Genomic DNA, 23,854 nt, shown 5'->3' on the forward strand with positions numbered 1-23,854 from the left:
TACCGCCGCAAACACCGAAACCAAAAACCGCTGGAGCGAACTCAAAACTGGATAAAACTTGGGGGCAAGGTCAACGGCAATCTCCCTGCCAACACGCCCGATCTGACGATACCGGAGCAGTTGAGCGATCCGGAGGACAGTGTCCGGGTTAATGCCGCTCTCCCCTACGTCGGCCCCCACAAAGAACTTGAGGTCATCATCGCGCCGCCAGCATGGTCTGGGAGGTGGGGCCTTTCTCGCGCCTTGAAGGTCGGCGAGCGTTTCCAGGCGGTCGGATACATCAACCGAACGGATGACGGCCTGTTCCGTCCCGTCGTGTTCTGGTACGGCGACGACGCTGTGCCAGTAAACGAGGTACTTGGAAACGAACTTCCGGTACGGGCACCGCTGCCGAAATAGGCAGCCAAGGCTTCAGAACAACTTCGCACATAATATTGGAAGGTCGGCGATGTCGACCTTTCCTGCGATGCGCCGACCTTGTTCCTACGGAGTGCACTTGAATGCTGAACTCATTGCTGATGCTACTGCAAAGCTCCTCGCTGGGCGACCTCGTGCGGAATGCCCAGTACATATACCCGCTGCTCGAAGCCATCCATATCCTTGGCATCGCCCTTCTGGTCGGTCCAGCCTTTGCCTTCGACCTCCGCCTCTTGGGCGTTGCAAACCGCGTCGTGACCGTGCCCACGGCCGCGCGGCATCTGTTACCAGTTTCACATGTCGGGCTTGCCATGGCCTTCGCGACCGGGGTCGCCCTGCTCAGCGCGCAAGCGACAGTGGTCGGCAACACCGGAGCCGCGCCATGGAAGTTCGGTCTGCTGATCCTGGCTGGTTTGAACGTCCCGATATTCCACTACGGCGTCTATCGTCGCGTCGACGAGTGGGCCGAAGCCGCGGTGACGCCGATCGCGGCACGTGCGGCAGCAGTCGTGTCAATGGTGGCGTGGATCGGCGTGATACTTGCGGGGCGGCTTCTTGCCTACACCTGAACGAGGGCCGCTTTGGGCCAAACTCGGACCACATCACCAGATGCCTAGATGTCCGCTATCGCCATTCGGCCCTCCAACATCGGACAGTCTGTTCACGGCCCTTGTCAGCCGTTCGCGGAGGACAAGGGGCCGCACGCCGCTGAGCAATTTCAGTGTGTTAGATCTAATCAAACGAGTGGGGCGAGCGTTCGAATCCAATCAAGAGCTTATCAGCGACACCATCGAATGGCACTTGGGAATGCGCTTCACAGCTCCGCGAGCCGCAGTGCTTGCGACTTGATGGCCGCAATGGAAAGGAGCTGGTGCGTAAGGCCGGGGAGGGCGGCAGGGAAGCGCCCGTCAAGAGCGGCGGTCCCAACCGTGAAGCCGGCGGCCTTGCCGCTGATGACCGCGTGAATGCGCTCCGGGCGGTCGATCGATCCGGCGACGATCACCGGTTTTCCGACAGCCTCACAGACGGCCCTGATCAGTTCCGGAACATCGACGGCGGCGCGGTAGGCAAGCAGGTCCAGGCCGTGAACGCCCTCCCGTGCGGCCAGCATCCGGGCGCTTGCGACTATGTCCTCGGGCGCGCCTTCAAGGATGCTCGGATGGCCGGTGATCCGGCCGGGGAAGGGATAGTAACGGATGCCCGTACCCTTGATTAGAGGCAGCACGTCGTCGACATGGGTGCCGCCAAGCAGGTAGTCGACGCCGAGGCGGAGTGCGGAGCGAACGGAGGAAAGCTCGCATTCGCGATCGAGCGAGACGACTTCGAGATAACTCGTTGCGCCTGCCCTTTTGATCGCGCGCTGCAGGGTGGCGAGAGCCTCGAAGGACAGGCCGATATCCTTGAAGCCGATATGGCGCACACCGGCGGCGATGACGGCGGGAAGCTGCTCCAGCGCGTCGGGAATGGTGCGGTCGTTGCTGGTCAGCATGAAGATGAAGGCGGGATGGGCCATGTCGTTATTCCTGATCTGAGAAGGCGCCGGCCAGCCGGCGGGCATAGTCGATGGCGGTCTGCAGGCTTGCGGGGTTGGCGATACCCCGGCCCGCAATATCGAATGCGGTCCCGTGGTCCGGGCTGGTGCGCACGAAGGGCAGGCCGAGCGTGATGTTCACGCCCCTTTCCAGCCCGAGATACTTCACCGGGATCAGCCCCTGGTCGTGATACTGGGCGACGACGATATCGAAGCGGCCATTGCGGGCCTGCATGAACACCGTATCGCCCGGCCAGGGGCCGCTGGCATCGATGCCTTCCGCGCGCGCTGCGGCGATCGCGGGGTGGATGATGCGGATCTCCTCGTCCCCGAACAGGCCTCCCTCGCCGGCATGGGGATTGAGACCCGCCACGGCGATACGCGGCCTTTCGATGCCGAGCGCACGGCCACCCTGATGGGCAAGCCGGATTGCCGCCATCTGGGCGGGGAAATCCGCACGGCGGATCGCTTCCGCAAGCGAGCAGTGGATGGTCACGAGCACGGTGCGGATATCGTCATTGGCCAGCATCATTGCCACACGCCCGCCGCCGCCATGCTCGGCCAGGATTTCGGTGTGTCCGGGATAGGATATGCCGGCGGCGGAAAGCGCCTTTTTATGGATGGGGGCGGTGACAATCCCCGCGACCTTGCCGGCCTTTGCAAGCCGGATGGCCGCGATGATGGCATCGTAGGCCATCCTGCCCGCCTCGGCGCTGACGGTGCCCATCGGAGGAAGCTTGGTGAGGGTAGAGGATGTGAGGACATTCACGGCGCCCTCCTGGAGGGGCGCTTCGGAGTGTTCGACCACATTGAGATCGAGCGTGCCGCCGAGCATGGCAATGGCTCGCGACATCGCTCTGGGATCGCCGATGACGAGATTGGCCCGCAGTTCGGGTTTCTCCAGCATCGTCCTTGCGATGATCTCGGGACCTATGCCGGCCGGATCGCCCATGGTGAGGGCGAGAGGGTTCAACAGCGTCGTCATGAATGCTTCCTTCCAATATCAAGGATGGTGTCGGCCGCATGGCGAAGCGTCTCCGCCGAGCCGAAACCGCCGGCCTTCATGGCCAGCAGAAGGACGCGGCCGCTTGGGAACAGCACCCTGCCGAGCGGGAAGCCCGGTTCGATTTCGCGCAGAAGCGTGAAGCTGCGGATGGACAGGCGCTCCATCAGGGCGTCCATCGTCTCTCCGCCGGTCGCGATGACCGCGTCGTAACGTTGCCGGGAAAGCGTCGTCAGGGCTTCGTCGATCAGCGTGGTCAGTACGGTTGCCGGATCGCTGGAGCGATCTTGCGGCGCGCGAAGGCAGGCGACGGAAGCCTCGGTGTCGATCTCCGCCGAACGGCCGGCAACTGAAATGCCGGCAGCAGCTAGCCGATCGCACTGCTCGTGGCTGACCGGGTTTGCGCTGCCCACGAGCACGAGAACACGGGCGAGGGCATTTGCCTGGGGTGTATGTGTCGCCGGCGCCGAGGGCACGATCGTCGCCAGGGCCTCCGCCATGCCGGGCGAACCGACCCAGAGCGTGGATCCGCGCGGGGCAAGCGCTGCCACCCGGCGATTGAGCATCGTTTGGCTGGTCGCGTCGAGGATGACGACCGGAGCATCCGCAATGTGCCGGCCGATCTCGGCTTCGGCAAGGTCGGCCGGAACGATGACTATCCTGCCCAGTTCCGGCTCGATCAGGTCCCTGATGGTCGATGTGCCTGCGGGGTGCACGGGATCGCGGCCATAGGCGGTATTTGCGACGGGCACGCCGTCCAGCAGCTGTATGCCGGCCACCATCGTGCGGCCGGCCGCCGGGAAGGCCGGGGCGATGACCAGATGTCTCCGGCCGCTCGCCCGGAACGCCGCGGCGATCTCCGACCGGATATGGCCGCGCAGGGTTGAATCGATCGTCTTGTAGAGCGTAGTGCGTTTGGCGAGTGCCGCAACGGCCCGGCCGGTCGCTTGTCCGGCCGCCGCTTCGTCCAGCATGCGGCTGCCGGTGTCGATTGACACCAGCAGCCGCCGGGTTGCCGGGTGTTCCTGCCGGCAGACGAAGGGCGCATAGCCGCGCGCCAGGAAGGCGGCGGCGCCGTCCGCTGCACTCGTCAGATCGTCGGCGACGATTCCAATTCGTTCTCTTCTGTCAATTGTCTGTTCCATGCGTGAACAGTAGGCCGCGGTGAAACAGGAAAAAATCGATATGATCTGACGAATATCGGTGATAAAAAATCACCAATGAAACGAGCTGAACTCCCATCCCTGGATGACCTGCGCGCCTTCGAGGTGGTGGCGCGTCTGGGCTCCGTGCGCGCCGCCGCGGAAGAGCTCAACCTCACCCACGGGGCCGTCAGCCGCCGGGTGGCGAAACTCTCGCTCGATACGGGTATCAGGCTGATCGAACCCTCGGGGCGTGGCATCAAATTGACGGATGCCGGGGCGGAACTGGCTGCGGCGGCAACGGGTGCCATGTCCATGGTCTCGACGGTGCTTGCCAGGCTGCGCTCGGCGCGCGCCGAGGCCCCCGTGGTCATCTCCAGCGAACGTTCGATCGCCATGCGCTGGCTCATTCCACGCCTTGCTTCCTTCCAGGGACGATATCCTGACGTGGACCTGCATTTGTCCGTGGGCGGCGGGACCTTCGACTTCACCCGTGATCACATCACGCTGGCAATCCGGCGACTGGATTTTTCGATCGACGCGAATTGGCGGGTCGAGTCCCTTTTCGAGGAGGCGGTCGGTCCGGTGATGCATCCCGATATGGCCCAGCGTTTCGCCGCCGGCAACTATGTGGGCCTGGCGGCACGGACGCGGCCGGACGCGTGGCAGAAGTGGCTGGCGGCCCACCCCGATTGCGCCAGGCCGGGGTCCACGCGGTTTCTCGACCACCATTTCCTCATGGTGGAGGCAGCGCTTGCGGGGCTGGGCGTCTGCATGTGTCCCAAGATCATCGCGATCGATGATGTTTCCAAGGGCCGCCTCGTCGCGCCGCTGGGATTTACCTCTGACGGCTCGCGTTATGGCCTGATCAGTCCCGCCGCAGCGAAGGAAAGCCGATCGGCATCCCTGTTTCGATCATGGCTTATCGAGACCATCGCGGCCGATCTTTCCGGTGAGGGGAAACATCTCGCCAGCGTTTCCGGCTAGGGAGCGTTTTCGTGCGCCGGCGGGCCGGCTCGCTCGATGATCCGGATTCCCTTGTCGGCGAGAACCTGCAGCAGCGATGACTGGTAGTCCTTGATGGCGCCGCGCAGCCAGGTCTCGAACTTGCGATGCGCGACGGTCGGTGGGCGGTTCCTGTGCTTGAAGAGAAGGTAGCACTGCGCGCTGACGAGTCCGACCCGGTAGGGCACGACGAAGCCGCCAGACTGGATGGGCGGCAGGGCGAGGAAGCTGTCGCCGATCGTCAGTCCTCCGCCTGATGCAGCGACGGAGAGACAGAGCGTCGTCTCATTGAAGACGGTGATATGTTGCCGGGCGCCGCCGGCGTCGATGCCGGTCAGGCCGCACCATTCCTCGAACATGTCGTAGTTCGCGTCGGCCAGATAGGGCGCCTCGCAGAGCGGCTTTTCCGGCCCGAGATGGTTCGCCGCAAAATCCGGGGTGCAGACCAACATGTCGATCCAGCGGCAGAGGACGCTTTCGTGGAAGGTCTTCAAGGCGAGCGCACCTTCATGGGCATAGAAGACGCGGAAGTCGAAGTCTTCATCCTGCCGGAACACGCCGTTCCTTTCCGCAGTAATCTCGACCGAGATACCGGGATTGGCGACGAGGAAGGTGCCGATCTGGCTGGCAAGCCAGCTTGATGCGAAGTCGCGGCAGACGAGCACGCGGATATGCCGCTCGTCCGGCGCCCGCCGGCTGACGGCCTCCGTCGTCGAATAGATGATCTCCAGCCCCTGCCGCAGCCCGGCGAAGAGTTCGCCGCCGGCGGGCGTCAGTTCGATCGTGTTGCCGACGCGCAGAAGCAGGGAGCGTCCGATATCGGCCTCCAGCAGCGTAACCTGCTTGGAGACGGCGGGGCGCGTCACGTGCAGTTCCTGCGCCGCAGCCGAGATACTCTTCAGCCGCGCAACGGCTTCGAAGGCCCGCAAGGCGGTCAGGGAATAATGCCTGCGCATCGTTTTCTCCGTTACCTCAGGTTACTCAATCGGGAAAACTTGTCACTTGTCAACGGGGGAGGGGTGCAACAGTCTAGGCGCACTCAAAACTGCTGCATTCCGGAGACTTCCCGTGCCGAAACCCGTTCGCTTTTCATCAACAGGACCAGATGGTTGGCTTGGTCTTCCCGATCTTGCGCTCGAGCATGCGGAGCTGCTTTCGGGAAAGCCGCTGGGTCTTGATCACGCCTATTTCTTGCGGCCCGAGAAGGGTGTCCGCGCCGGTATCTGGCGGTCGACGGCCTATACCGAGCGTTACGAGGATTATCCGACCGACGAGTTCATGGTCGTCCTGGAGGGCGAGGTTTCGCTGGAGGCGGACGACTTCCACGAGACCTATCGCAAGGGGGACAGCTTCCTTGTGCCGAAGGGGTTCAAGGGCGTGTGGCGCCAGCCGGTCGACATGCTGAAATTCTACGTGATCATCGAATAGGTCCGGCCGTGCTGAACGAAGGACGATACGACTATATCATCGTTGGCGCAGGGTCTGCCGGTTCGGTGCTGGCGAACCGTCTCGGGGACGATCCCGCCACGCGCATCCTCGTCATCGAGGCGGGTGGCAGCGAGAAGTCGATCTTCGTCGATATGCCGGCGGCGCTGTCGATCCCCATGAACACCGCCCGCTTCAACTGGGGCATGAAGACCGAGGGCGAGCCCCATCTTGGAGGGCGCGAAGTGAACCTGCCGCGCGGCAAGGGCCTCGGCGGTTCCTCCTCCATCAACGGCATGTGCTGGGTTCGCGGCAATCCGATGGACTACGAACTGTGGGACGCGCTCGGCGCATCCGGCTGGCGCTGGTCGAACGTGCTGCCTTACTTCCAGCGGCTGGAGGCTGTCGAAGGCGGCGGGCCGCTGCGGGGAACCGATGGTCCGGTCATGGTCCGTCGTGGTGCGGCGGCAAATCCGCTTTACGGTGCCTTCGTGGATGCCGGCTGCCAGGCCGGCTATGCGCGCAGCGCAAACATGAACGAGCGCCAGCACGAAGGCTTCGGGCCGATGGAGATGAATGTCGGCGGCGGCCGGCGGATGAGCGCCGCACGCGCCTATCTGCGCCCGGCCGAGGCGCGCGGCAATGTCCGCATCGTCACCGGCGCCTTGGTCAATCGGGTCGTGATGGAGGGGCGACGTGCGACGGGCGTTGATTTCATGGTCGCCGGCGAACTTCGATACGCGACGGCTACGCGGGAGGTCATTCTTTCCGCCGGCTCGATCATGTCGCCGGCGATCCTCAAGCGCTCGGGCATCGGACCGGCGGGGGAGCTTGCGCGGCATGGCATCGCGGTTGTGGCTGATCTACCGGAAGTCGGCGAGAATCTGATGGACCACCTGGAACTCTACCTCCAGATGGAATGTACGCAGCCTGTCAGCCTCTTTCCGACGCAAAGCCTCTGGGGCAAGGGGCGCATCGGGATCGAATGGCTGACGATGAAGCGCGGGCTCGGCGCGACCAATCATTTCGAGACAGGCGGCCATATCCGTAGCCGCGCAGGCATCGTCTATCCCGATATCCAGTTCCATTTCCTGCCGCTCGCCATTTCCTATGACGGCAAGACGCTGGCTTCCGGCCATGGCTTCCAGGTGCATGTGGGCACCAAGCGCTCGAAGAGCCGTGGCTGGGTGCGCCTGCGGGACGGGCGGCCGGAGAGCCTGCCGCGCGTTCGCTTCAACTATATGAGCCATCCTGACGACTGGGACGAGTTCCGCGCCTGCATCCGCCTGTCGCGGGAGATTTTCGACCAGCCAGCCTTCGCGCCCTATCGGGGCCGGGAATTGGCGCCGGGGGCCGCGGTGGAGGATGACGAGGCGCTCGATCATTTCTTCAAGGCGAAGCTGGAAAGCGCCTATCACCCTTGCGGCACCTGCCGCATGGGAACCGACGACCGCGCGGTCACCGACCCGCAAGGGCGTGTTCGCGGCATCGCGTCACTACGGGTGGTCGATGCTTCCCTGATGCCGCAGGCGACCGCCGGCGATCTCAACGCGCCGACCCTCGTTCTGGCGGAGCGGATGGCCGACCTGATCCGCGGCCGGCATCTGCCGGAGGCGACGGATGCCCCGCTATTGGCCGATCCGCACTGGCGCACCCGCCAGCGGGGCGCCGCCATTATCCGGGATTATGCGCGGGAGCGGGACGCGCTCGCGGCGGCGCTGCTGGCAAATGCTCGCGGCGAGCCTGTACCGGTCGACGCTATGTGATGTGCATGCCATTGCGCGCAAGGAACAGAGGGAGGAAAGCATGAATGGCATTGAAGGAAAAACCGCACTGTCGCGCCGGCAGTTCCTCGGCGCCAGCGCTCTCGCGCTGGGCATGCCCGCCATCATCGGGCGTGCTTCCGTGGCGTCGGCCAAAACGAGTTTTGCGGGCGAGGAACTGATCGTGGTCCCCTGGTCCGGCAATTACGAGACCGTCTTCAAGGAGACGGTGGTCGACCCGTTCAACGCGCAATACGGCACCCGCGTCGAAAGCGTCGGCGGCTGGGACCAGATGGTGCCGCAGATTCTCGCCGCACCGGCCGACAATCCGCCTTTCGACATCACGATTACGGAAGAGGCCATCACGCTTCAGGGTGTCGCGGAGAAGATCTGGCTTAAGAACAACAGGGCCGCCCTTCCCAATCTCGATGCGGTTTATCCCTATTTCGCCGAAACACGGCCGGGAGCCGAGGACTACGGCGTGCCCTTTGCCGGCGGCACCTGCATGCTGATGCTGCGCAAATCCCTCGACCTTCCTCCCAGCAGCTGGTCGTTTCTGTGGGAGGACAGGCTTGCAGGCAAGATAACACTGGACGGCTCCTCCTGGTGGTGGACGCTTTCTGTGGCCGCCCTGAAGCAGGGCGCGAAGCTCGATGCGCTCTATTCGACGACGAGCGCCGAACCTTTCTTCGCCGACCTCGACAGGCTGAAGGTCGCCCGGTGGTACATGACCGGCGCGGAGCAGGCGGCCGTGCTGAACCAGGGCGAGGCGGATGCTGCGCTCACCTATTCGTCTGATGCTTTCACCTTTCTGCAGGACAGCCCCGATGAGTACATCGCTGCGGTGCCCGACGAGGGCACATCTGCATGGACGGACTGGTTCGTGAAGGTCCGCGGCACGCGCCACACCGATCTCGCCGACCTCTTTTCCAACTACCTTCTGGCGAAGGAAACGCAGGACCGCTTCCTCGCGAAATCCATGGTCTTCATGTCGCGCCGGGATGTCGCCGTGCCGGCCCATTGGCACAATTATCCGCGCTCGAATGAGGATCTCCACCGCATGTTCCAGCTCATCACCATGAAGGGCTGGGGCGAGATCAACGCGGATTATCAGGCCTTCGACAGCAGCATGAAAATGACAATCGCCCGGTCGTCCGGCCGCTAGCGGCCGTTCGGCAAACGCTCATCGCCAAAAAAAGGGGAACACCAGAATGAGCAATGACCTCAAAAGCATCCCGCTCTCCCGCCGGAGATTTCTGGGCGCGGGCGCCGCGCTGATCGCTGCTCCGGCCATCATAGGCCGCGCATCCGTCGCCTCCGCCGAGAAGAGCTTCGCGGGGGAAGAACTGATCGTCATGTCATGGTCCGGAAACTACGAGACCGTGTTCAAGGAAACCGTGATCGACCCATTCAACGCGCAATATGGAACTGCGGTGGAAAGCACCGGCGGCTGGGACCAGATGGTACCGCAGATTCTGGCCGCGCCGGCAGACACGCCGCCTTTCGATATCACCATAGGCGAGGAATATGTGTCCATCCAAGGCATCGCCCAGGGTCTGTTCCTCAAGAACGAAGTGGCTGCTCTTCCCAATCTGGGTGCCGTCTATCCCTATTTCGACGAAACCCGGCCGGGTGCGGAAGGTTTTGGCGTGCCCTTCGCCATCGGCACCTGCATGCTCCTCATGCGCAAGTCGCTCGACATCGCGCCGGACAGCTGGAACCTCCTGTGGGACGAAAGGCTCGCGGGGAAGGTGACTGTGGACGGCTCTGCCTGGCACTGGCCGCTCTCCCTGACGGCATTGACCAAGGGAGCGAGCCATAAGATCGACGAGATGTATTCGTTGGCAAGCGCTGAACCTTTGTTTGCCGAGATCGACAAGCTGCGTCCGGCGCGCTGGTACATGACGGGTGCGGAACAGGCGACCGTGCTCAATCAGGGCGAGGCGGACGCTGCGCAGACCTACTCCTCCGACGCGTTCGGTTTCCTGCAGGACAGCCCCGACGAATATGTCGCCGCCGTGCCGAAGGAGGGCACCTCAGGCTGGACGGACCGCTTCTTCAAGGTCCGCGGCACGCGGCACAACGATCTCGCCAATCTCTTCTCCAACTATCTTCTGGAGAAGGAGACGCAGGACCGCTTCCTGGCGAAATCCATGGTCTTCATGTCCCGCAAGGACGTCACCGCTCCCGATCACTCAAAGGACTATCCGCGCACCAACGAGGACGTTCACGGCCGCTTTCAACTCATCACCATGAAGGGCTGGGAGAAGGTCACTGCCGAGTACGCGACCTTCGACAGCCGCATGAAACTGTCCATCTCCCGGTCGGCCGATCAATGATCCGCTCCGAACCAGCTCTCGAACTCGACCGGCTCCACCGTGCTTATGCCGCGGTGGTCGCGGTCGATGATGTCACTCTCTCGCTTGCAAAGGGCGAGTTTCTGACCCTGCTCGGCCCGTCCGGATCGGGAAAGACGACGACGCTGCGGATGATCGGCGGCTTCGAAGCCCCTGATGGCGGTGAAATCCGCATCAATGGCGCCCCGGCACAGCACCTGCCGCCCTATCTGCGCGACACGGCGACGATCTTCCAGTCGGGTGCGCTTTTTCCGCACAAGACCGTGGCGCACAATATCGCCTTCGGCCTGCGGATGCGGGGCGTGCCGCGCGACGAGATCGCATGCAGGATCGCTGAATCGCTCGATGTCGTAAGGCTCACCGGCAAGGAGGACCGGTATCCCGAACAGCTCTCGGGTGGCCAGCGCCAGCGCGTCGCGCTCGCCCGCTCGCTTGCGGTCCGTCCGTCCGTGCTGCTCTTCGACGAGCCGCTCTCCGCGCTGGACCTGTCGCTGCGATTGCAGCTGCGCGCGGAAATCCGCCGTCTCCACCAGCAGATCGGTTTCTCCGCAGTTTACGTCACGCATGACCAGGACGAGGCGATGGCTCTGTCCGACCGGGTAGCCGTGATGAACCGCGGGCGCATCGAGCAGATCGATCGCCCGGATGTCGTCTACGGCGCGGCCAGCACGGAATTCGTCCACGGCTTCGTTGGCGAAAGCTCCTGTCTCGACATCCTCGCCGACGCGGAGGGGTATCGTGACAGCGGCCGTGTGCCTCTTCCCTTGGCCCTCGCCGAGCGCCTGCCGCCGGGATCGCACCGGGTCTATCTGCGTCCTGCGCGCCTTCGCCTCGGGCCGGATGCGGAATCCGCGCCCAACCGGCTGCAAATGCGCGTCGATACCGTCGAATATCTCGGCGACAGCTGGCGCTACCACCTGGCTGCCGGCGGGGTTGCGCTGGTCGCCGATCATCATGCGGATCTGGGTTTCGGTCCCGGTGCGGATGTTACCCTCGGCTGGGAGGCCGCGGCGATGCGGATATTCTCGTGAGACGGCCCGGCGAAAGCCGCCTGGCGGCCTGGCTTGTGATGGCTCCTGCGCTCTGTCTCTCCGTCGCGGGCTTCGGGATTCCGGCGCTCTACATGGCGCGCATGAGTTTCAACGAGCACGAGCCGCAAACCGCCTTCTCGCCCGGCTTCACCTTCGAAAACTATCACCGGCTGGTGTCCGATCCGCTGATCCTCACGGTCATCTGGAACACGGCGCGCCTTGCGCTCGTCGCCTCCGTCGCCACGGTCGTCATTGCCTATGCCTTCGCGCTGCTGGTCTGGTTGCGGCCGGGGCGCTGGCGTCTCCTTTTCGTCGGCGTCGCGCTGCTTCCCATGCTGGTTTCCGAAATCGCGACGATCTTCGGCTGGTGGACGATCTTTCCCAAAAACGGCCTACTCAGCTATGCGTTGGTTTCGTCCGGGCTCTTCCAGGACAAGATCAGCCTGCTGTACACCGAGAGCGCCGCACTGGTGGGGCTCGTCTATGTCACGCTGCCCTATTGTTTCTTCATCCTGCTGTCCGTCTTTGACGGGCTCGATCGCCGCACGCTGGAAGCCTCGGCCGACCTCGGCGGCCCGCCCTGGACGACCTTTGCCGAGATCATCCTGCCGCAGACGCGGGTCGGCTTGCTTGCTGCCTTCGCGCAGGCCTTCATCTGGACGATGGGCGCCTACGCGACGCCGCTGGCGCTCGGTCCCGATACGCTTTGGACGCTCGGCTATTTCATCCAGGACCAGATGCTGGGCAAGCACCACTGGCCGATGGCCGCAGCACTCTCCATGGCACTCACCCTCGCGGTGTCGATGATGATCCTTGTCGTTCGCTGGCTGCAACCTGAACAGAGGTCGTTCCATGTCTAGCCTTGCCCGCGTCTCCTCGCCGCTGAGCGGTCGCCTGCTTCGTCTTGCGGGAACTGCCTTTTGCCTCACGCTGGTTGCTTACGTCCTGATCCCGATCATCGTCACGCTCGTCATGTCGTTCAGCGGCAGTCAGCAATTGCGGTTTCCCATCACCGGCTGGTCGCTGAAATGGTACGTCACGTTCGCGAGCAGCCCGCAATGGGTGCGCGCGCTGACGAACAGCCTTTTCATCGCCACCGGCACGATGGTTCTGTCCACCTGTACCGGCGTTGCCGCCGCATGGGTCTTCACCCGCCATCGGTTCTTCGGCGCGTCGGCGCTATACCTTGCCATCGTGGTTCCGCTGTTCATGCCGGGTGTTGTGCTCGCACTTGGCATCGCCATGACCTTCAGCAGGGTAGAGATGTTCGGCGCGTCGCCCTTCGGCTCGCCCTATCTGGTGATCCTTTCCCATTCGCTCTGGGCGATGCCGCTCGTCTTCCTGTTGATGGAGGCGGTGTTTCGCACCCTTGACCAGCGGCTCGTCGAGGCCGCCTTCGATCTCGGCGCGCGGCCGCTGCGCGTCTTTGTCGAAGTCGTTTTGCCGAGCTGCCTGTCCGGCATCCTCTCGTCGGCGCTCTTCGCCTTCGTCATTTCGCTTAATGAATTCATCATGGCGCTCTTCCTCACGGACCGTGATAGCCAGACTTTGCCGGTTCTGATGTGGCTGTCGCTGCGCTCGGCCGCCACGCCGCAGCTCGCCGTCGCCTCCATGACGCTGACCGCCGCCGTTCTCCTTGGCCTCGCGCTCATCGCGATCCTGACCACGACAAGGCTACGTCCGCAGTCACGCTGACGGCCGCGCCACCCGCATGACAACCAAAATGGAGCTTTGCACCATGTCCGCCGATATGATCATCGAGAATGCCAGGGTCCTGACCATGGACCCGTCTCTTCCGCGCGCTGAAGCCATCGCCGCCAAGGACGGCGAGATAGTGGCCATCGGCGAGCGGGCCGCGATTCTCGGCCTGCGCAACGGTTCGACCGAGATGATCGATGCGCGTGGCGCGACGGTTCTACCGGGGTTCGTCGAGTCGCACATGCATCTCGCCTGGGGCGCGATGGGGTTGGGCGGCCTCGATCTTGGGGGTGTGCGCGGCTTCGATGCGCTGGCACAGAAAATCGGCGACCACGCGGAGGCCAATCGGCAGGCTGTGGTGCTGCGCGCCAATGGCGCCGATCATGAGATATTACCAGGTGGCGAGCGTATCACACGCCATCACCTCGACCGTATCATCGCCGACCGGCCCTTCGCCATGACCGCGGCGGAGGGCCATACGATGTGGGCCAACACCCGTGCGTTGGAGGCAGCCGGCCTGCTGTATGGCAAGGACCTGCCGCCCGGCAACGAGATCCTCATGGGCGCGGACGGGCTTGCCGGTGGTGAGTTGCGGGAATGGGGCGCTTTCGAGCCCGTGCTGGAGCTGAGCGGTGAACTGCGCCTGTCACTCGGTCTCATTACGGGCGGCGAACCCGATCGCCCGCCTACGGACGCCGAGCGCGCGGCTGACAGGCAGATGACCAAGCGCGGTCTTATTTACTGCGCGAGCCAGGGCATCACCTCTTTGCACAACATGGACGGCAATCTCTATCAGCTCGAACTGCTCGCCGAGATCGAAGCCGAGGGCGCACTCTCGGTTCGGGCCCAAATTCCCTTCCACTACAAGAACTTCATGACGCCCGATGTCCTGGAGAAGGCCTCCGTCATGGCGGAGCGCTACCGGTCCGAATGGCTCTCCTCCGGCATGGTCAAGGCGTTCATGGACGGCGTTCTGGATAGCTGGACGGCCTACATGGACGAGCCCTATGCCGACCGCACCGATTGGCACGGCGAGCCGCTGTTCACGCAGGAGCATTTCAATGCCTTCGCCGTCGAGGCCGACCGGCGCGGCTTGCAGATAGCGGTGCATGCTTGCGGTGACGGATCCGTGCGCTCCATCCTCGATGGCTACGAGCATGCCCGCCGCATAAACGGTGCGCGCGACAGCCGTCACCGCATCGAACATGTCGAGGTCATCCGCCCCGCCGACATCCAGCGGCTCGTCGACCTCGGCGTCATCGCCGCCATGCAGCCGCAGCATCCGCCGGGCGCGATGAACCTGCCGCTGGAGCCCACGCTGTCACGAGTCGGCCAGGCGCGCTGGCCCTATGCCTGGGCCTCACGTACCTTGCGCGAAGCCGGCGCGCACATCCCCTTCGCCTCCGACTGGCCCGTCTCACCGATCTCACCGATCCTCGGCATCCAGGCCGCTATCCGCCGCAAGCCTTTCGCTCAGGGCTATCCCGCCCAGGATTGCACGCTGATGGAGGCTATCGCGGCCTATACGGTCGAAGGGGCCTATGCCCAATTTATGGAACACCGCAAGGGCCGCCTGAAATGCGGCTATCTCGCCGATATCGTCGTGCTGTCTCACGATATCGAGGAGATGCAGGCGGATGTTCTGCAAGAGCTGGCTCCTGCGCTCACGATTTGTGGCGGCAAGGTCAGCTATCGCAGAAGCGCTTAGTCGGCCATTTGATCCGCTACGAGAATCTTGAGTCCGATCGCGTTTTGTAGCAGCGGGCCGTAAGTTCGCATCCCATCAAGAGCTTTGGATCGAGGCTAGATTTCTCGATGTCGTTCGAATGCTCTCCTGTAAACAACCGCAAGCAATCGCTATGGCTCGAAACTTGACACCTTGCCATTTTGCATAGTCCAATAGCAGAGTTGGTGAGACCGAGAGATCTCCCTGGTTGCCCGGCAGGCTCCAGACCAGCAATCCTTCCGCCCGCGCTCGCGAAAACACTCTCTGGACATGACCGCGCGACAAGGTGTGCCGGGTTGAGACCTCACTTGCGCGGAGCGGGCCGAGACGGATCGGCTCGGCCATGCTCGCGATGTCGGCGGGCAAGTGGCAGATGAGTTCGTGAAGGATGTTGCTCCCTGATTCCGTGCGCACGAACAGGTCCACGCTTGCCGGCGGCTCCGCCCAGGCCGGATCGAAGACCAGAGCGCGAATGGCCAGCGGGTGGATGCGGGCCAGCAGGTGCGGATTTCCGCCAAGCGTCGCGAGGCGGTCGCCACCATCCATCCGGTCGAGGGCCGAAAGATGGCTTTCCAGCCACTGGCCGACCAGCGCCTCGCCGTATGGGCTGAGTTGCAGCGGCCTGACGCGCTTGTCCCGGCTTTCCAGCGGTACGAGCAGTCCGTAGGCACGCATTTCCGCAAGATGCGCCGTCAACGTGTTCTTGCTGAAGGGTTGGCGTTCGGCGAAGAAATCGATCAGCGATCCGGCGGTGAGCGGCGGCCGTGTATCATCGTGCTTCCGCTCGAAATGCAAGGCGACAATAGCCTGCGTGATCAGCCATTTCTGCATGCTGGCGACATACCGGACCACGCGCGGCGCGGTATCGTGCATGGCAAGCAACTGTTCCGCCGCATCGCGCAAGACGGCAAAAAATGTCGAATCGACATTCCATTTCATCGGGCTGAAATCACTTTTCGTATCTGCGGATCGCGTTTCATAGCTGCCGTTTATGGCATGCGTTTCCACCTTCCTACCAGCGCAACGTCACGTCGGCATGTCACGGCGCCCGTCGGGTGACTCAATTTTGGGTGCACTGGGGTAACACCCGCTTCTTCGATTGATCCCACGTTCTCCCTCTCGCTATGAGTGCTCGTGCCGATCTGGGGAACACTATGAAATCGATTTCTTATCGTCTGCGGGCGTGCTGCGCCATCGCATTGCTCATGTCGTCTGCCGCCAGCGCACAGGATTTCCAGGCCGAGTTCAACAGCCAATGGGGCCTGCGCATGATCGGCGTCGACAAGGCGCTCAAAAAGGGCCTCGACGGCAAGGGCGTTCGGGTAGGTGTGGCCGATACGGGCCTGCAGATCGGCGACAAGCTGCACCCTGAACTGGTCGGCCGCTACCGCGGCCTCGGCACCGATGGCTTTGGCGGCAGCCTCGACGATGACAATGGTCATGGAACCCATGTGGCGGGTATCATTGCCGCCAACCGGGACGGCAAAGGCATGATGGGCGTTGCCTCGGGCTCCGAGATTGTCGCCTTGAGAGTCCTGCTGGATGATGCTTCTCTCGAAGAACAGCAGGTCGCAGCAGAAAGCGCCTACCGCTATGCCCTCAAGCAGGGTGTGCGCATTTTCAACGCGTCCTATGGCTATCCCGGCCCGTTCACCGACTACAGCCCGGACATGATCGAGTCTTTCGCTGCCAAGGAACTCAATGCCTATCGCGAAGTCGTCAATGCGGGCGGTGTGATGGTGGTGGCCGCAGGCAACGACAGCTGGTCGGTGCCAAGCGTTCCAGGCGCCCTGCCGATGTTCTTTCCCGAATTGCAACGCGGCTGGATGACTGTCGCCGCTGTCGATCCCGCAGGAGAACTCGCCTGGTATTCACAACGCTGTGGCGGTGGCGCAAAATATTTCTGCATTTCCGCACCAGGCGGAGACCATTTCTACGGTGAAGAGGGCCTGATCAACTCAACTTGGCTCGACGAAACGTATCTCGGCGAGCAGGGCACGTCCATGGCCGCACCGCACGTGACAGGTGCGCTCGCCATTGCCAAGCAGCTTTATCCCAATGCCAGCGAACAAGAGCTTGCCCAGCTGGTGTTCCAGACGGCCACCGATATCGGTGACGCCGGTCTGGATGACATCTACGGCTGGGGCCTGCTCAATGTCGGCAACCTGGTGACGACCAACGAGGCCGAAGCCGGCGTGATCTATACGCAGGCGGCCTGGTCTCATGCAACGACCGTGAACGGGATTGCCGATGTGATTGAAAGCCATTCGGCGCAAGCCGGGACGAATGGCTACGGCCTCTGGCTCACCCCGTTTGCCAGCCGGTCAAGCCTTTCGCTTGGAAACGCCGGCCTCTCCGGCGATTACACGACCGGCGGCCTGATCGGCGGTATCGACTATGCGCTCGACGATCGCTGGACGGTGGGTGCAGCCGTCGGCTTCAGCCAGAACCGGTTCGCCGCCGATAATGGCAACCACGCCGAAGATACGTCCTATCATGCGGCACCCTACATCGCCTTTGACGACGACACGTTCTTTGCCAATGCCACACTCGGTGCCAGCTTCTTCTCCGGCAAGACGCGCCGTGTACGGGCGCCGGGCATGGACGATACGATCCTCGGTCTTGCGGGTCTCGACGTCGCCGGCGATCAGAGCGACCGGGCTTTGTGGGCGACCACGCGGATCGGCAGCCATTTTGCGTTCGATGACCTGAAGGTCTCCCCCTATGTCTTCAGCCGGATGGTGCGCCAGCATCTGGGTGGCGTGAATGAAACCGGGACCAGCGTTCTCGTGCTGAGCGCGGCCAGCGCAACCGCGACGACCGGCGAAGTCGGCGTCGGCATGAAAGTCAGCACGGCACCCGTCGCGTTGAGCGGCCTCGACGTGACGCCCTCCTTGAACATCGCCTACGGCCGCAGCTTCGGCGACTTCAAGCGCAAGCTCGAGCTCATGGGGTCTCCGATAGTCAGCAAGATCGATCCGGATAAAAACCGTGTGGCCCTGGAGACGGACTTGCTGTTCGCCCACTCGACCTCGGCGCTGGAAGGCAAGCTGAGCTACCGCGCCAGCCTAAACAGCGACGCCGTCAGCCACACAATCGCAGCGACCATCGACATGAGGTTCTAAATTCCAAGGCGGGGGCGCAGGAGCATTTCTGCAGAGAGAGAAAGCCCCGCTCTACAGACGGCCGCGCAACAGCAAAACCGGCCTTTGACGGCGCGTGGTTTGAAAACATTCGTGCCACACACTCGAAACGAAAATCAGGAAGCGCCGATATGAGCACGTTTGCCGAAATCCAGTCCAAGATCCAGCCCGGCTTGCCTTCGCAGGAAGTCAACCTGGGCGACAACAGGGCGAGCCTTACCGTAGCGCAGGCGAAGCTTCTCGTTTCGCAGGGCGTGGTATTTGCTAGTAACGACGTGATCTCGATCAAGGACCTAACAGACACAATCGAGGGGCTGAGCGCTTCGCGCATCGCCGCGCTGAAATCGCTGGGCGTATCGCAAATTCTGGCAACGGATGGCAACCTTTCCCTCGGCCTCGACCAGATCAACGCCCTTGCCACAAACGGCATCACCACAGGCGTGCAGCACGAAACGATGAGCGCCGCGACGGGCCAAGATGTGCCGGTCGGTCGCCCGCTCGGATCGGGCATCGGCCAATCCATCGTGGCGCTGGGCGACGGGTCCTATGCGGTCATCTACCGGGGCGCCCCAGTCGCAGGTGCCGGAAGCAGCATCTACACCCAGCATTATGACGCATCCGGAAACCCGCTGGGAGCCGTGACGCAGGTCAGTGGGGCGGCGCTGACGAGTGAATCGCAGTCAACGGCAGCGGCATTGGCGGATGGCGGGTATGTCGTCGTCTGGTCGCACAACGGCGGCTCCTCCTCCAGCGCCGTTTACGCGCAAAGGTTCGATGCGGAGGGCGATGCCGTGGGCGGCCCAGCCCAACTTACTACTGACGGGCCGCGCAAATACATGCCCGGTGTGACCGGCCTGTCGGATGGCGGTTACCTGGTCACCATCTATCAGAATGCCGGGTCAGACGCCGGTCTGACCTTTCAGCGTTATGACGCCAATGGCCAGCCGGTTGGCAGCCGTCAGGCTCTGAGTCCTGCGGTTGATCTGACCATTTCGATCAGTGATGAGGGCGCCAAGATCACCGACACCGTGGAAATGGCCGATGGTCGGGTCATGATCATCTGGGGGGTAGGGGGGAGTGACGAAAGGGCACTGGCCGCGCAGATCATCGACGCCTCTGGCTCGAAAGTAGGAGACGCCTTCTTCGTCAACGCCCCGACGGACGCCTCTCATGAGACGCCTTCAGTCGCCTCGCTTTCGGACGGGCGCTTTGCCGTTACCTGGATCAGCTATACCCTTGAAAATGCGATCGTTGTCCAGCTCTTTGATGATCAAGGCAACAAGGTCGGTTCCGAAGTAACCATCAATTCCAGCCTCTATGCGCAGGATCCTCCGAAGATCACCGCACTGGAAAACGGTCGTTACGTCGTCACTTGGGCATGGGGCGGTCAGGACGATCCGAACTCAGCGCCCGGCCAGCATATTGGCATCTACGCGCAGATCCTCGACTCCGACGGCACGAAGATCGGCCCGGTCTCGGTCGTCAACACGACAGTCGTCGGGGATCAGTTTGACCCGCAGGTCGTCGGGCTTGCCGGAGGCGGCTATGTAGTCGTCTGGACCGACTACCTCAACACCAGCAGCGCCTCCTTCGAAATCAACGCACAGGTTTTCAGTGCCGATGGCATCAAGATCGGCAATGAGCTGGACATCAACGTCAATGAAGCCAATGCCCAGCGGCTTCAGAAAATAACGGCGCTGGCGGGCGGCGGTTTCGCTGTAACATGGCTCGACGCGAGCGATGGCAAATACTACACGCGGACCTTTCAGAACGACACCGAACAGGCGACCGTGAGCGATACGGCCTCGGCGATCTCCGCGCTCACCGTTCCGGGGGTGGCGAACCTTCGTGAACTGGATATCGACGCCGTAACGATTTCTGACGGCGGCAGCGTCACGCTTTCAAAGGCGGTCGCGACCGCTCTCATAGATATTTCCGGTTTCCGCATCACCGGCGCCGGCGGCATTGTGGTCGGCGGCACGGGCACCGTACTCGACGACTTTTCGGCGACCGATATCGCTCACCTCAAGACGCTTGGTGTGAACGGTCTGGACGTCAGCGACAACAAGATCACCCTGGCCCTCGACCAGGCGACAGCCTATCTCGACGCCGGGATCACCTTGGCCAGCGGCGATGCGGCGACGGTCAAGATGACATTTCTCCAGATGGTCGCGTTGGACAGCAAACTTGCCGCGCTCGCCAACTTCGGCATGAACACCGTCGACCTCGCAGAGAACGAGATCGCGCTTGGCCTGGTTGGATACCGATATCTCGACAGCATTGGCGTGCGCTTTGCGGCCTCAGATGTCCTGACGCTCACCGACTACAAATTCAACATTGTCAACCTGACGGTAGCGCAGATCGCTGAACTGGCCGAGTGGGGCGTAACGAAAATCGACACGAATGTCGCTGAGACCGAACCGGCCGTTATCTCATTGGCGCAGGTGAAGGCTTTCGCCGCCGGTGGGATCAGTTTCGCCGCGGACGAGTTGGTTCATCTTTCCGACAGCGCAACGGCCTTGTCGAGCCTCAGCGCCTCCGACGTCGCCGATCTCGCGACGGTCGGTGTTTCGAAGGTGGTCGCTGACCAGGCTCTGGCCCTCACTGTTTCGCAGTTCGCCGCCTTTGCTCAGCACGGTGTCGGCATAGAATCCGTTAACGGCAAGGTTACGGTGCACGACAGTGGAGCCAATTTCGCCGCACTAGCCATCGACGGGATCGCTGACCTTTCGGTTCTCGGCATCACGACGCTCGACGTGACGGACGACAAGGCCGTGCTTTCGCTGGCCGCGATCAAGGCTCTTTCGGCTGTAAATGCTCATTTCGCCGACGGCGACCGGATCGTCATGGGCGTATCGGCCGCATCGCTTGCGGAGATGAGCGGCGACGATCTAGCCCAGGCGAAGGCCTTCGGGATTGCCGCGATTACCACGGCGGAGTCCAGTCTGGATCTCTCCGTCGCAACAGCCAGAACGGTCAAAAACGCAGGCTTGTCGCTTGATTCGGATTTTACAGCCCGCATCACCGATACGGCCGCAAATCTTCTAACGGTCAGTTTTCAAGACGTTGCCAACTATCGCGAGATGGGGGTCGATGTTCTCAGGCTGGTCGATAGTGGCAGCGCCATCTCTGGTCTGTCACTTGCCAACATCGCCAATCTCGCGGGCAGGAACGTCGGCGAAGTCGATGTGACCAATGGCGCCGCGACGCTGAGCCTCGCGCAGGCAAACCAGTTTGCGGCTTCGGAAATCGTCTTCAACGCGGCGGATATCGTCGTCGTTACCGCTTCTTCGGCAACCTGGAGCGACCCGGACACGCTCGATCTTATAGGATTGGCGGCCATTCATATCGACCGGATCGATGCCTCCGACAACAAGCTTACCCTGACACTTGCCGCAGCCCAGACCTATTTGGGCGCTGGCATCGGGTTCACGGGCGCCGATGCCGTCACGGTAAAGATAGGTTATGCCGAAGCAAAAACGCTTACTAAGACAATGGGCAGCGCACTGCATGACGCCGGTGTGGATCGTATCGACATCGATATGACGGCAAGCGAACTAAAGGCACTGACCTATACAGAGTTGAACGCTTTCGTTGCCGCGGGTGTCGATGGCATCACCGGGCTGACGCGTGTCGCCTTCTCCAACCTCACCTACGATCTCACTACCCATACGGCGAATTACAACCCCGTCATTTCCTCCGATGGCGGTGGCGCGACCGCTGCAGTCACCATCGCCGAGAACACGAAGGCCGTCACCACCCTCAAGGCCACTGACAAAGAAGCGGCAACGCTCACCTATTCTATCGTTGGCGGTGCGGACAAAGCGCTCTTCACCATCAATGCCCAGACCGGCGCGCTCGTTTTCAAGGCCACCCCCGACTACGAGACGCCAAAGGACGGAGGAAAGAACAACGCCTATGACGTCATCGTGCAGGTCAGCGACGGAAAGCTGATCGATACGCAGGCGCTCACGGTGAGCGTGAAAGATGTCAACGAGGTCCCTTCCGCGCCCACTCTCTCAGGCACCGTCGTCAAGGAGAACGTCGCGACCGGAACTCTTGTGGGAACCTTTGCGTCAAAGGATCCTGAAGGCAAGGTGCTGAGCTACAAGCTTCTCGATACGGCAGGTGGCCTCTTCAAGCTCTCGGGCTCCAAGCTCATGACGGCTAAAGCGATCGATTACGAGAAGGCGCAGAAAGACACGGTGACAATCGAGGTCTTTGATGGCGTGAACAAGGTGACGAAGGTGTTCACGATCACCATCAGTGATATCCTGGAAACCATCACCGGCACGGCGAAAGGCGAGGTGCTCAAGGGTGGTATCGGCATGGACCGCATCGTGGGCTTTGCCGGCAATGACGCGCTCTACGGATATGGCGGCAACGATCTTCTGGAAGGCGGCGACGGCAATGACGTGCTGTTTGGTGGGGCCGGCGTGGACCGGCTCCTTGGCGGAAACGGAATTGACACCGGGTCCTATGCGGGTGCAGCAACGGGTATCAGTGCAAGTCTCGCTAACCCTTCGGCCAACACCGGTGATGCCAAGGGCGACACCTATTCATCGGTCGAGAATCTTAGCGGCTCGTCCTATGCCGACAGACTGATCGGCGACGGCAAGACGAACGTTCTCAATGGCGGCGCAGGCGACGATGTGCTCGAAGGCGGCGACGGAGACGATGTGTTGATCGGTGGCATCGGTGCAGATCGTCTCATCGGTGGCACCGGAAGCGACACGGCATCTTATGCCGGCGCGAAGGCGGGGGTTGTGGCAAACCTGTTGAAATACTCCGTCAACACCGGCGACGCCAAAGGTGACACCTATTCGTCCATCGAGAACCTCGCCGGCTCCTCCTATGCCGATCGTCTCATTGGCGATGCCAAGGCCAACATCATCGATGGTGATGCAGGCGACGACGTGCTTTCTGGCGGCGCGGGAAATGACTGGCTCATCGGTGGTGCAGGTTTCGACGACCTCTACGGCGGTGCAGGCAGCGACCGCTTCCTCTTCCGGTCGGCGAAGGAACTTGGAACATCGAAAACGGCAACGGACACGATCTTCGACTTCTCACAGAAGGAGAAGGATTTGATCGACGTCACTGCGATCGATGCGAGCCTGAAAAAGGCAGGAGATCAAGCCTTCACCTTCATCGGCGCGGGCAAATTCTCAAACACCGCCGGCGAACTCCGCTATGAAAAGGCAAAGGCTGACACCTACGTCTATGGTGATATCAATGGTGACGGAAAAGCTGATTTCGTACTGCACATCGATGCTGCTCTCACGCTGAGGGCAGGCGACTTCCTGCTGTAACCAACGGGTCGGGCCGTGATGCAGCAATGCATCCGGCACCTTTTTGGTCGCGACTGTTGTAATGGATGGTCAGTCGCCCAAGCTGTGTTGGTGGTGATGGTGACGATGTGTGCTCACAAACTCCCGTGGCACGCAACAGCTCAGAGAGCGGTCGCAACCGCACAGAAAAATACACCCTGTAAGTGCATCGAGAGGATTCGAAAACTAAGCGTTGACGAGTGACCCTAGAACCCGTATAGATACGTTATCGATCTTTTGCTTGCCGAGCTTGTCTACCGCGCGATTGGCACCGCGTTCTAAGCGA

The 23,854-nt window shown here is 62.2% G+C and carries 17 protein-coding genes and 1 pseudogene; 13 read left to right on the forward strand and 5 right to left on the reverse strand.

Annotation, left to right across the window (positions count from 1 at the left end; translation table 11 throughout):
* Both AC1RT2_RS30180 and AC1RT2_RS30185 read left to right on the forward strand, forming a co-directional pair.
* Positions 1–399: pseudogene (locus tag AC1RT2_RS30180) on the forward strand (hypothetical protein); the annotation flags it as partial.
* Positions 400–500: 101 nt separating this feature from the next.
* Positions 501–986 carry a DUF6644 family protein gene (locus AC1RT2_RS30185; RefSeq protein WP_493107945.1) on the forward strand — a complete coding sequence of 162 codons (486 nt, stop codon included), beginning with the start codon at positions 501–503 and terminating at the stop codon, positions 984–986.
* A gap of 245 nt (positions 987–1,231) precedes the next feature.
* On the opposite strand, the gene AC1RT2_RS30190 is transcribed toward AC1RT2_RS30185, so the two are convergent.
* From AC1RT2_RS30190 to AC1RT2_RS30200, 3 genes are read right to left on the reverse strand one after another with little or no spacing between them, the layout of a single operon-like run.
* Positions 1,232–1,930 (reverse strand): 4-hydroxythreonine-4-phosphate dehydrogenase, encoded by a 699-nt coding sequence (locus AC1RT2_RS30190; protein ID WP_493107947.1) that lies wholly within the window; start codon positions 1,928–1,930, stop codon positions 1,232–1,234.
* Between the two features lie 4 nt (positions 1,931–1,934).
* Complete coding sequence (pdxA, locus tag AC1RT2_RS30195) at positions 1,935–2,933, reverse strand: 4-hydroxythreonine-4-phosphate dehydrogenase PdxA (protein ID WP_493107949.1); 999 nt, start codon at positions 2,931–2,933, stop codon at positions 1,935–1,937.
* On the reverse strand, positions 2,930–4,096 hold the full coding sequence (locus tag AC1RT2_RS30200) for a four-carbon acid sugar kinase family protein (RefSeq protein WP_493107951.1): 1,167 nt from the start codon (positions 4,094–4,096) through the stop codon (positions 2,930–2,932). Before AC1RT2_RS30200 ends, pdxA begins: the two co-directional genes overlap by 4 nt.
* 75 nt (positions 4,097–4,171) lie before the next feature.
* Between AC1RT2_RS30200 and AC1RT2_RS30205 the strand changes: the two genes are divergently transcribed.
* Positions 4,172–5,080, forward strand: a complete 909-nt coding sequence (locus AC1RT2_RS30205) for a LysR family transcriptional regulator (RefSeq protein WP_493107953.1) — start codon at positions 4,172–4,174, stop codon at positions 5,078–5,080.
* Here AC1RT2_RS30205 and AC1RT2_RS30210 read toward each other — a convergent pair.
* Complete coding sequence (locus AC1RT2_RS30210) at positions 5,077–6,054, reverse strand: LysR family transcriptional regulator (protein ID WP_493107955.1); 978 nt, start codon at positions 6,052–6,054, stop codon at positions 5,077–5,079. The two genes, AC1RT2_RS30205 and AC1RT2_RS30210, sit on opposite strands and share 4 nt — an antisense overlap.
* Before the next feature lie 112 nt (positions 6,055–6,166).
* On the opposite strand from AC1RT2_RS30210, the gene AC1RT2_RS30215 reads away from it, so the two are divergent.
* Genes AC1RT2_RS30215 through AC1RT2_RS30250 form a run of 8 tightly spaced genes read left to right on the forward strand, consistent with a single transcriptional unit; the run spans position 6,167 to position 15,080 of the window.
* Positions 6,167–6,526: a cupin domain-containing protein gene (locus AC1RT2_RS30215; RefSeq protein WP_493107957.1), complete on the forward strand. Its 360-nt coding sequence runs from the start codon at positions 6,167–6,169 to the stop codon at positions 6,524–6,526.
* A gap of 11 nt (positions 6,527–6,537) precedes the next feature.
* Positions 6,538–8,289 (forward strand): choline dehydrogenase, encoded by a 1,752-nt coding sequence (locus AC1RT2_RS30220; protein WP_493108055.1) that lies wholly within the window; start codon positions 6,538–6,540, stop codon positions 8,287–8,289.
* A 40-nt stretch (positions 8,290–8,329) separates the two neighbouring features.
* A complete protein-coding gene (locus tag AC1RT2_RS30225; protein ID WP_493107959.1) occupies positions 8,330–9,451 on the forward strand; it encodes an ABC transporter substrate-binding protein in 1,122 nt (373 codons plus the stop codon).
* A 46-nt stretch (positions 9,452–9,497) separates the two neighbouring features.
* Entirely contained in the window at positions 9,498–10,625 is a 1,128-nt protein-coding gene (locus AC1RT2_RS30230) for an ABC transporter substrate-binding protein (RefSeq protein WP_493107961.1), read from the forward strand.
* The gene (locus tag AC1RT2_RS30235; RefSeq protein WP_493107963.1) at positions 10,622–11,674 is read left to right on the forward strand and encodes an ABC transporter ATP-binding protein; all 1,053 of its coding nucleotides are present in this window, start codon (positions 10,622–10,624) and stop codon (positions 11,672–11,674) included. Before AC1RT2_RS30230 ends, AC1RT2_RS30235 begins: the two co-directional genes overlap by 4 nt.
* Positions 11,671–12,534, forward strand: a complete 864-nt coding sequence (locus tag AC1RT2_RS30240) for an ABC transporter permease (RefSeq protein WP_493107965.1) — start codon at positions 11,671–11,673, stop codon at positions 12,532–12,534. Before AC1RT2_RS30235 ends, AC1RT2_RS30240 begins: the two co-directional genes overlap by 4 nt.
* Positions 12,527–13,369 (forward strand): ABC transporter permease, encoded by an 843-nt coding sequence (locus AC1RT2_RS30245; protein WP_493107967.1) that lies wholly within the window; start codon positions 12,527–12,529, stop codon positions 13,367–13,369. Before AC1RT2_RS30240 ends, AC1RT2_RS30245 begins: the two co-directional genes overlap by 8 nt.
* Before the next feature lie 43 nt (positions 13,370–13,412).
* Entirely contained in the window at positions 13,413–15,080 is a 1,668-nt protein-coding gene (locus AC1RT2_RS30250) for an amidohydrolase (protein WP_493107969.1), read from the forward strand.
* A 75-nt stretch (positions 15,081–15,155) separates the two neighbouring features.
* Here AC1RT2_RS30250 and AC1RT2_RS30255 read toward each other — a convergent pair whose 3' ends face one another.
* Positions 15,156–16,106, reverse strand: a complete 951-nt coding sequence (locus AC1RT2_RS30255; protein ID WP_493107971.1) for a hypothetical protein — start codon at positions 16,104–16,106, stop codon at positions 15,156–15,158.
* 146 nt (positions 16,107–16,252) lie between these two features.
* Here AC1RT2_RS30255 and AC1RT2_RS30260 point away from each other — a divergent pair, with 146 nt between their 5' ends.
* Complete coding sequence (locus AC1RT2_RS30260; RefSeq protein WP_493107973.1) at positions 16,253–18,223, forward strand: S8 family peptidase; 1,971 nt, start codon at positions 16,253–16,255, stop codon at positions 18,221–18,223.
* 149 nt (positions 18,224–18,372) lie between these two features.
* On the forward strand, positions 18,373–23,550 hold the full coding sequence (locus AC1RT2_RS30265; protein ID WP_493107975.1) for a hypothetical protein: 5,178 nt from the start codon (positions 18,373–18,375) through the stop codon (positions 23,548–23,550).
* Positions 23,551–23,854: the final 304 nt, after the last annotated feature.

This window comes from Shinella sp. GW821-FHT11G07, from assembly GCF_058808115.1.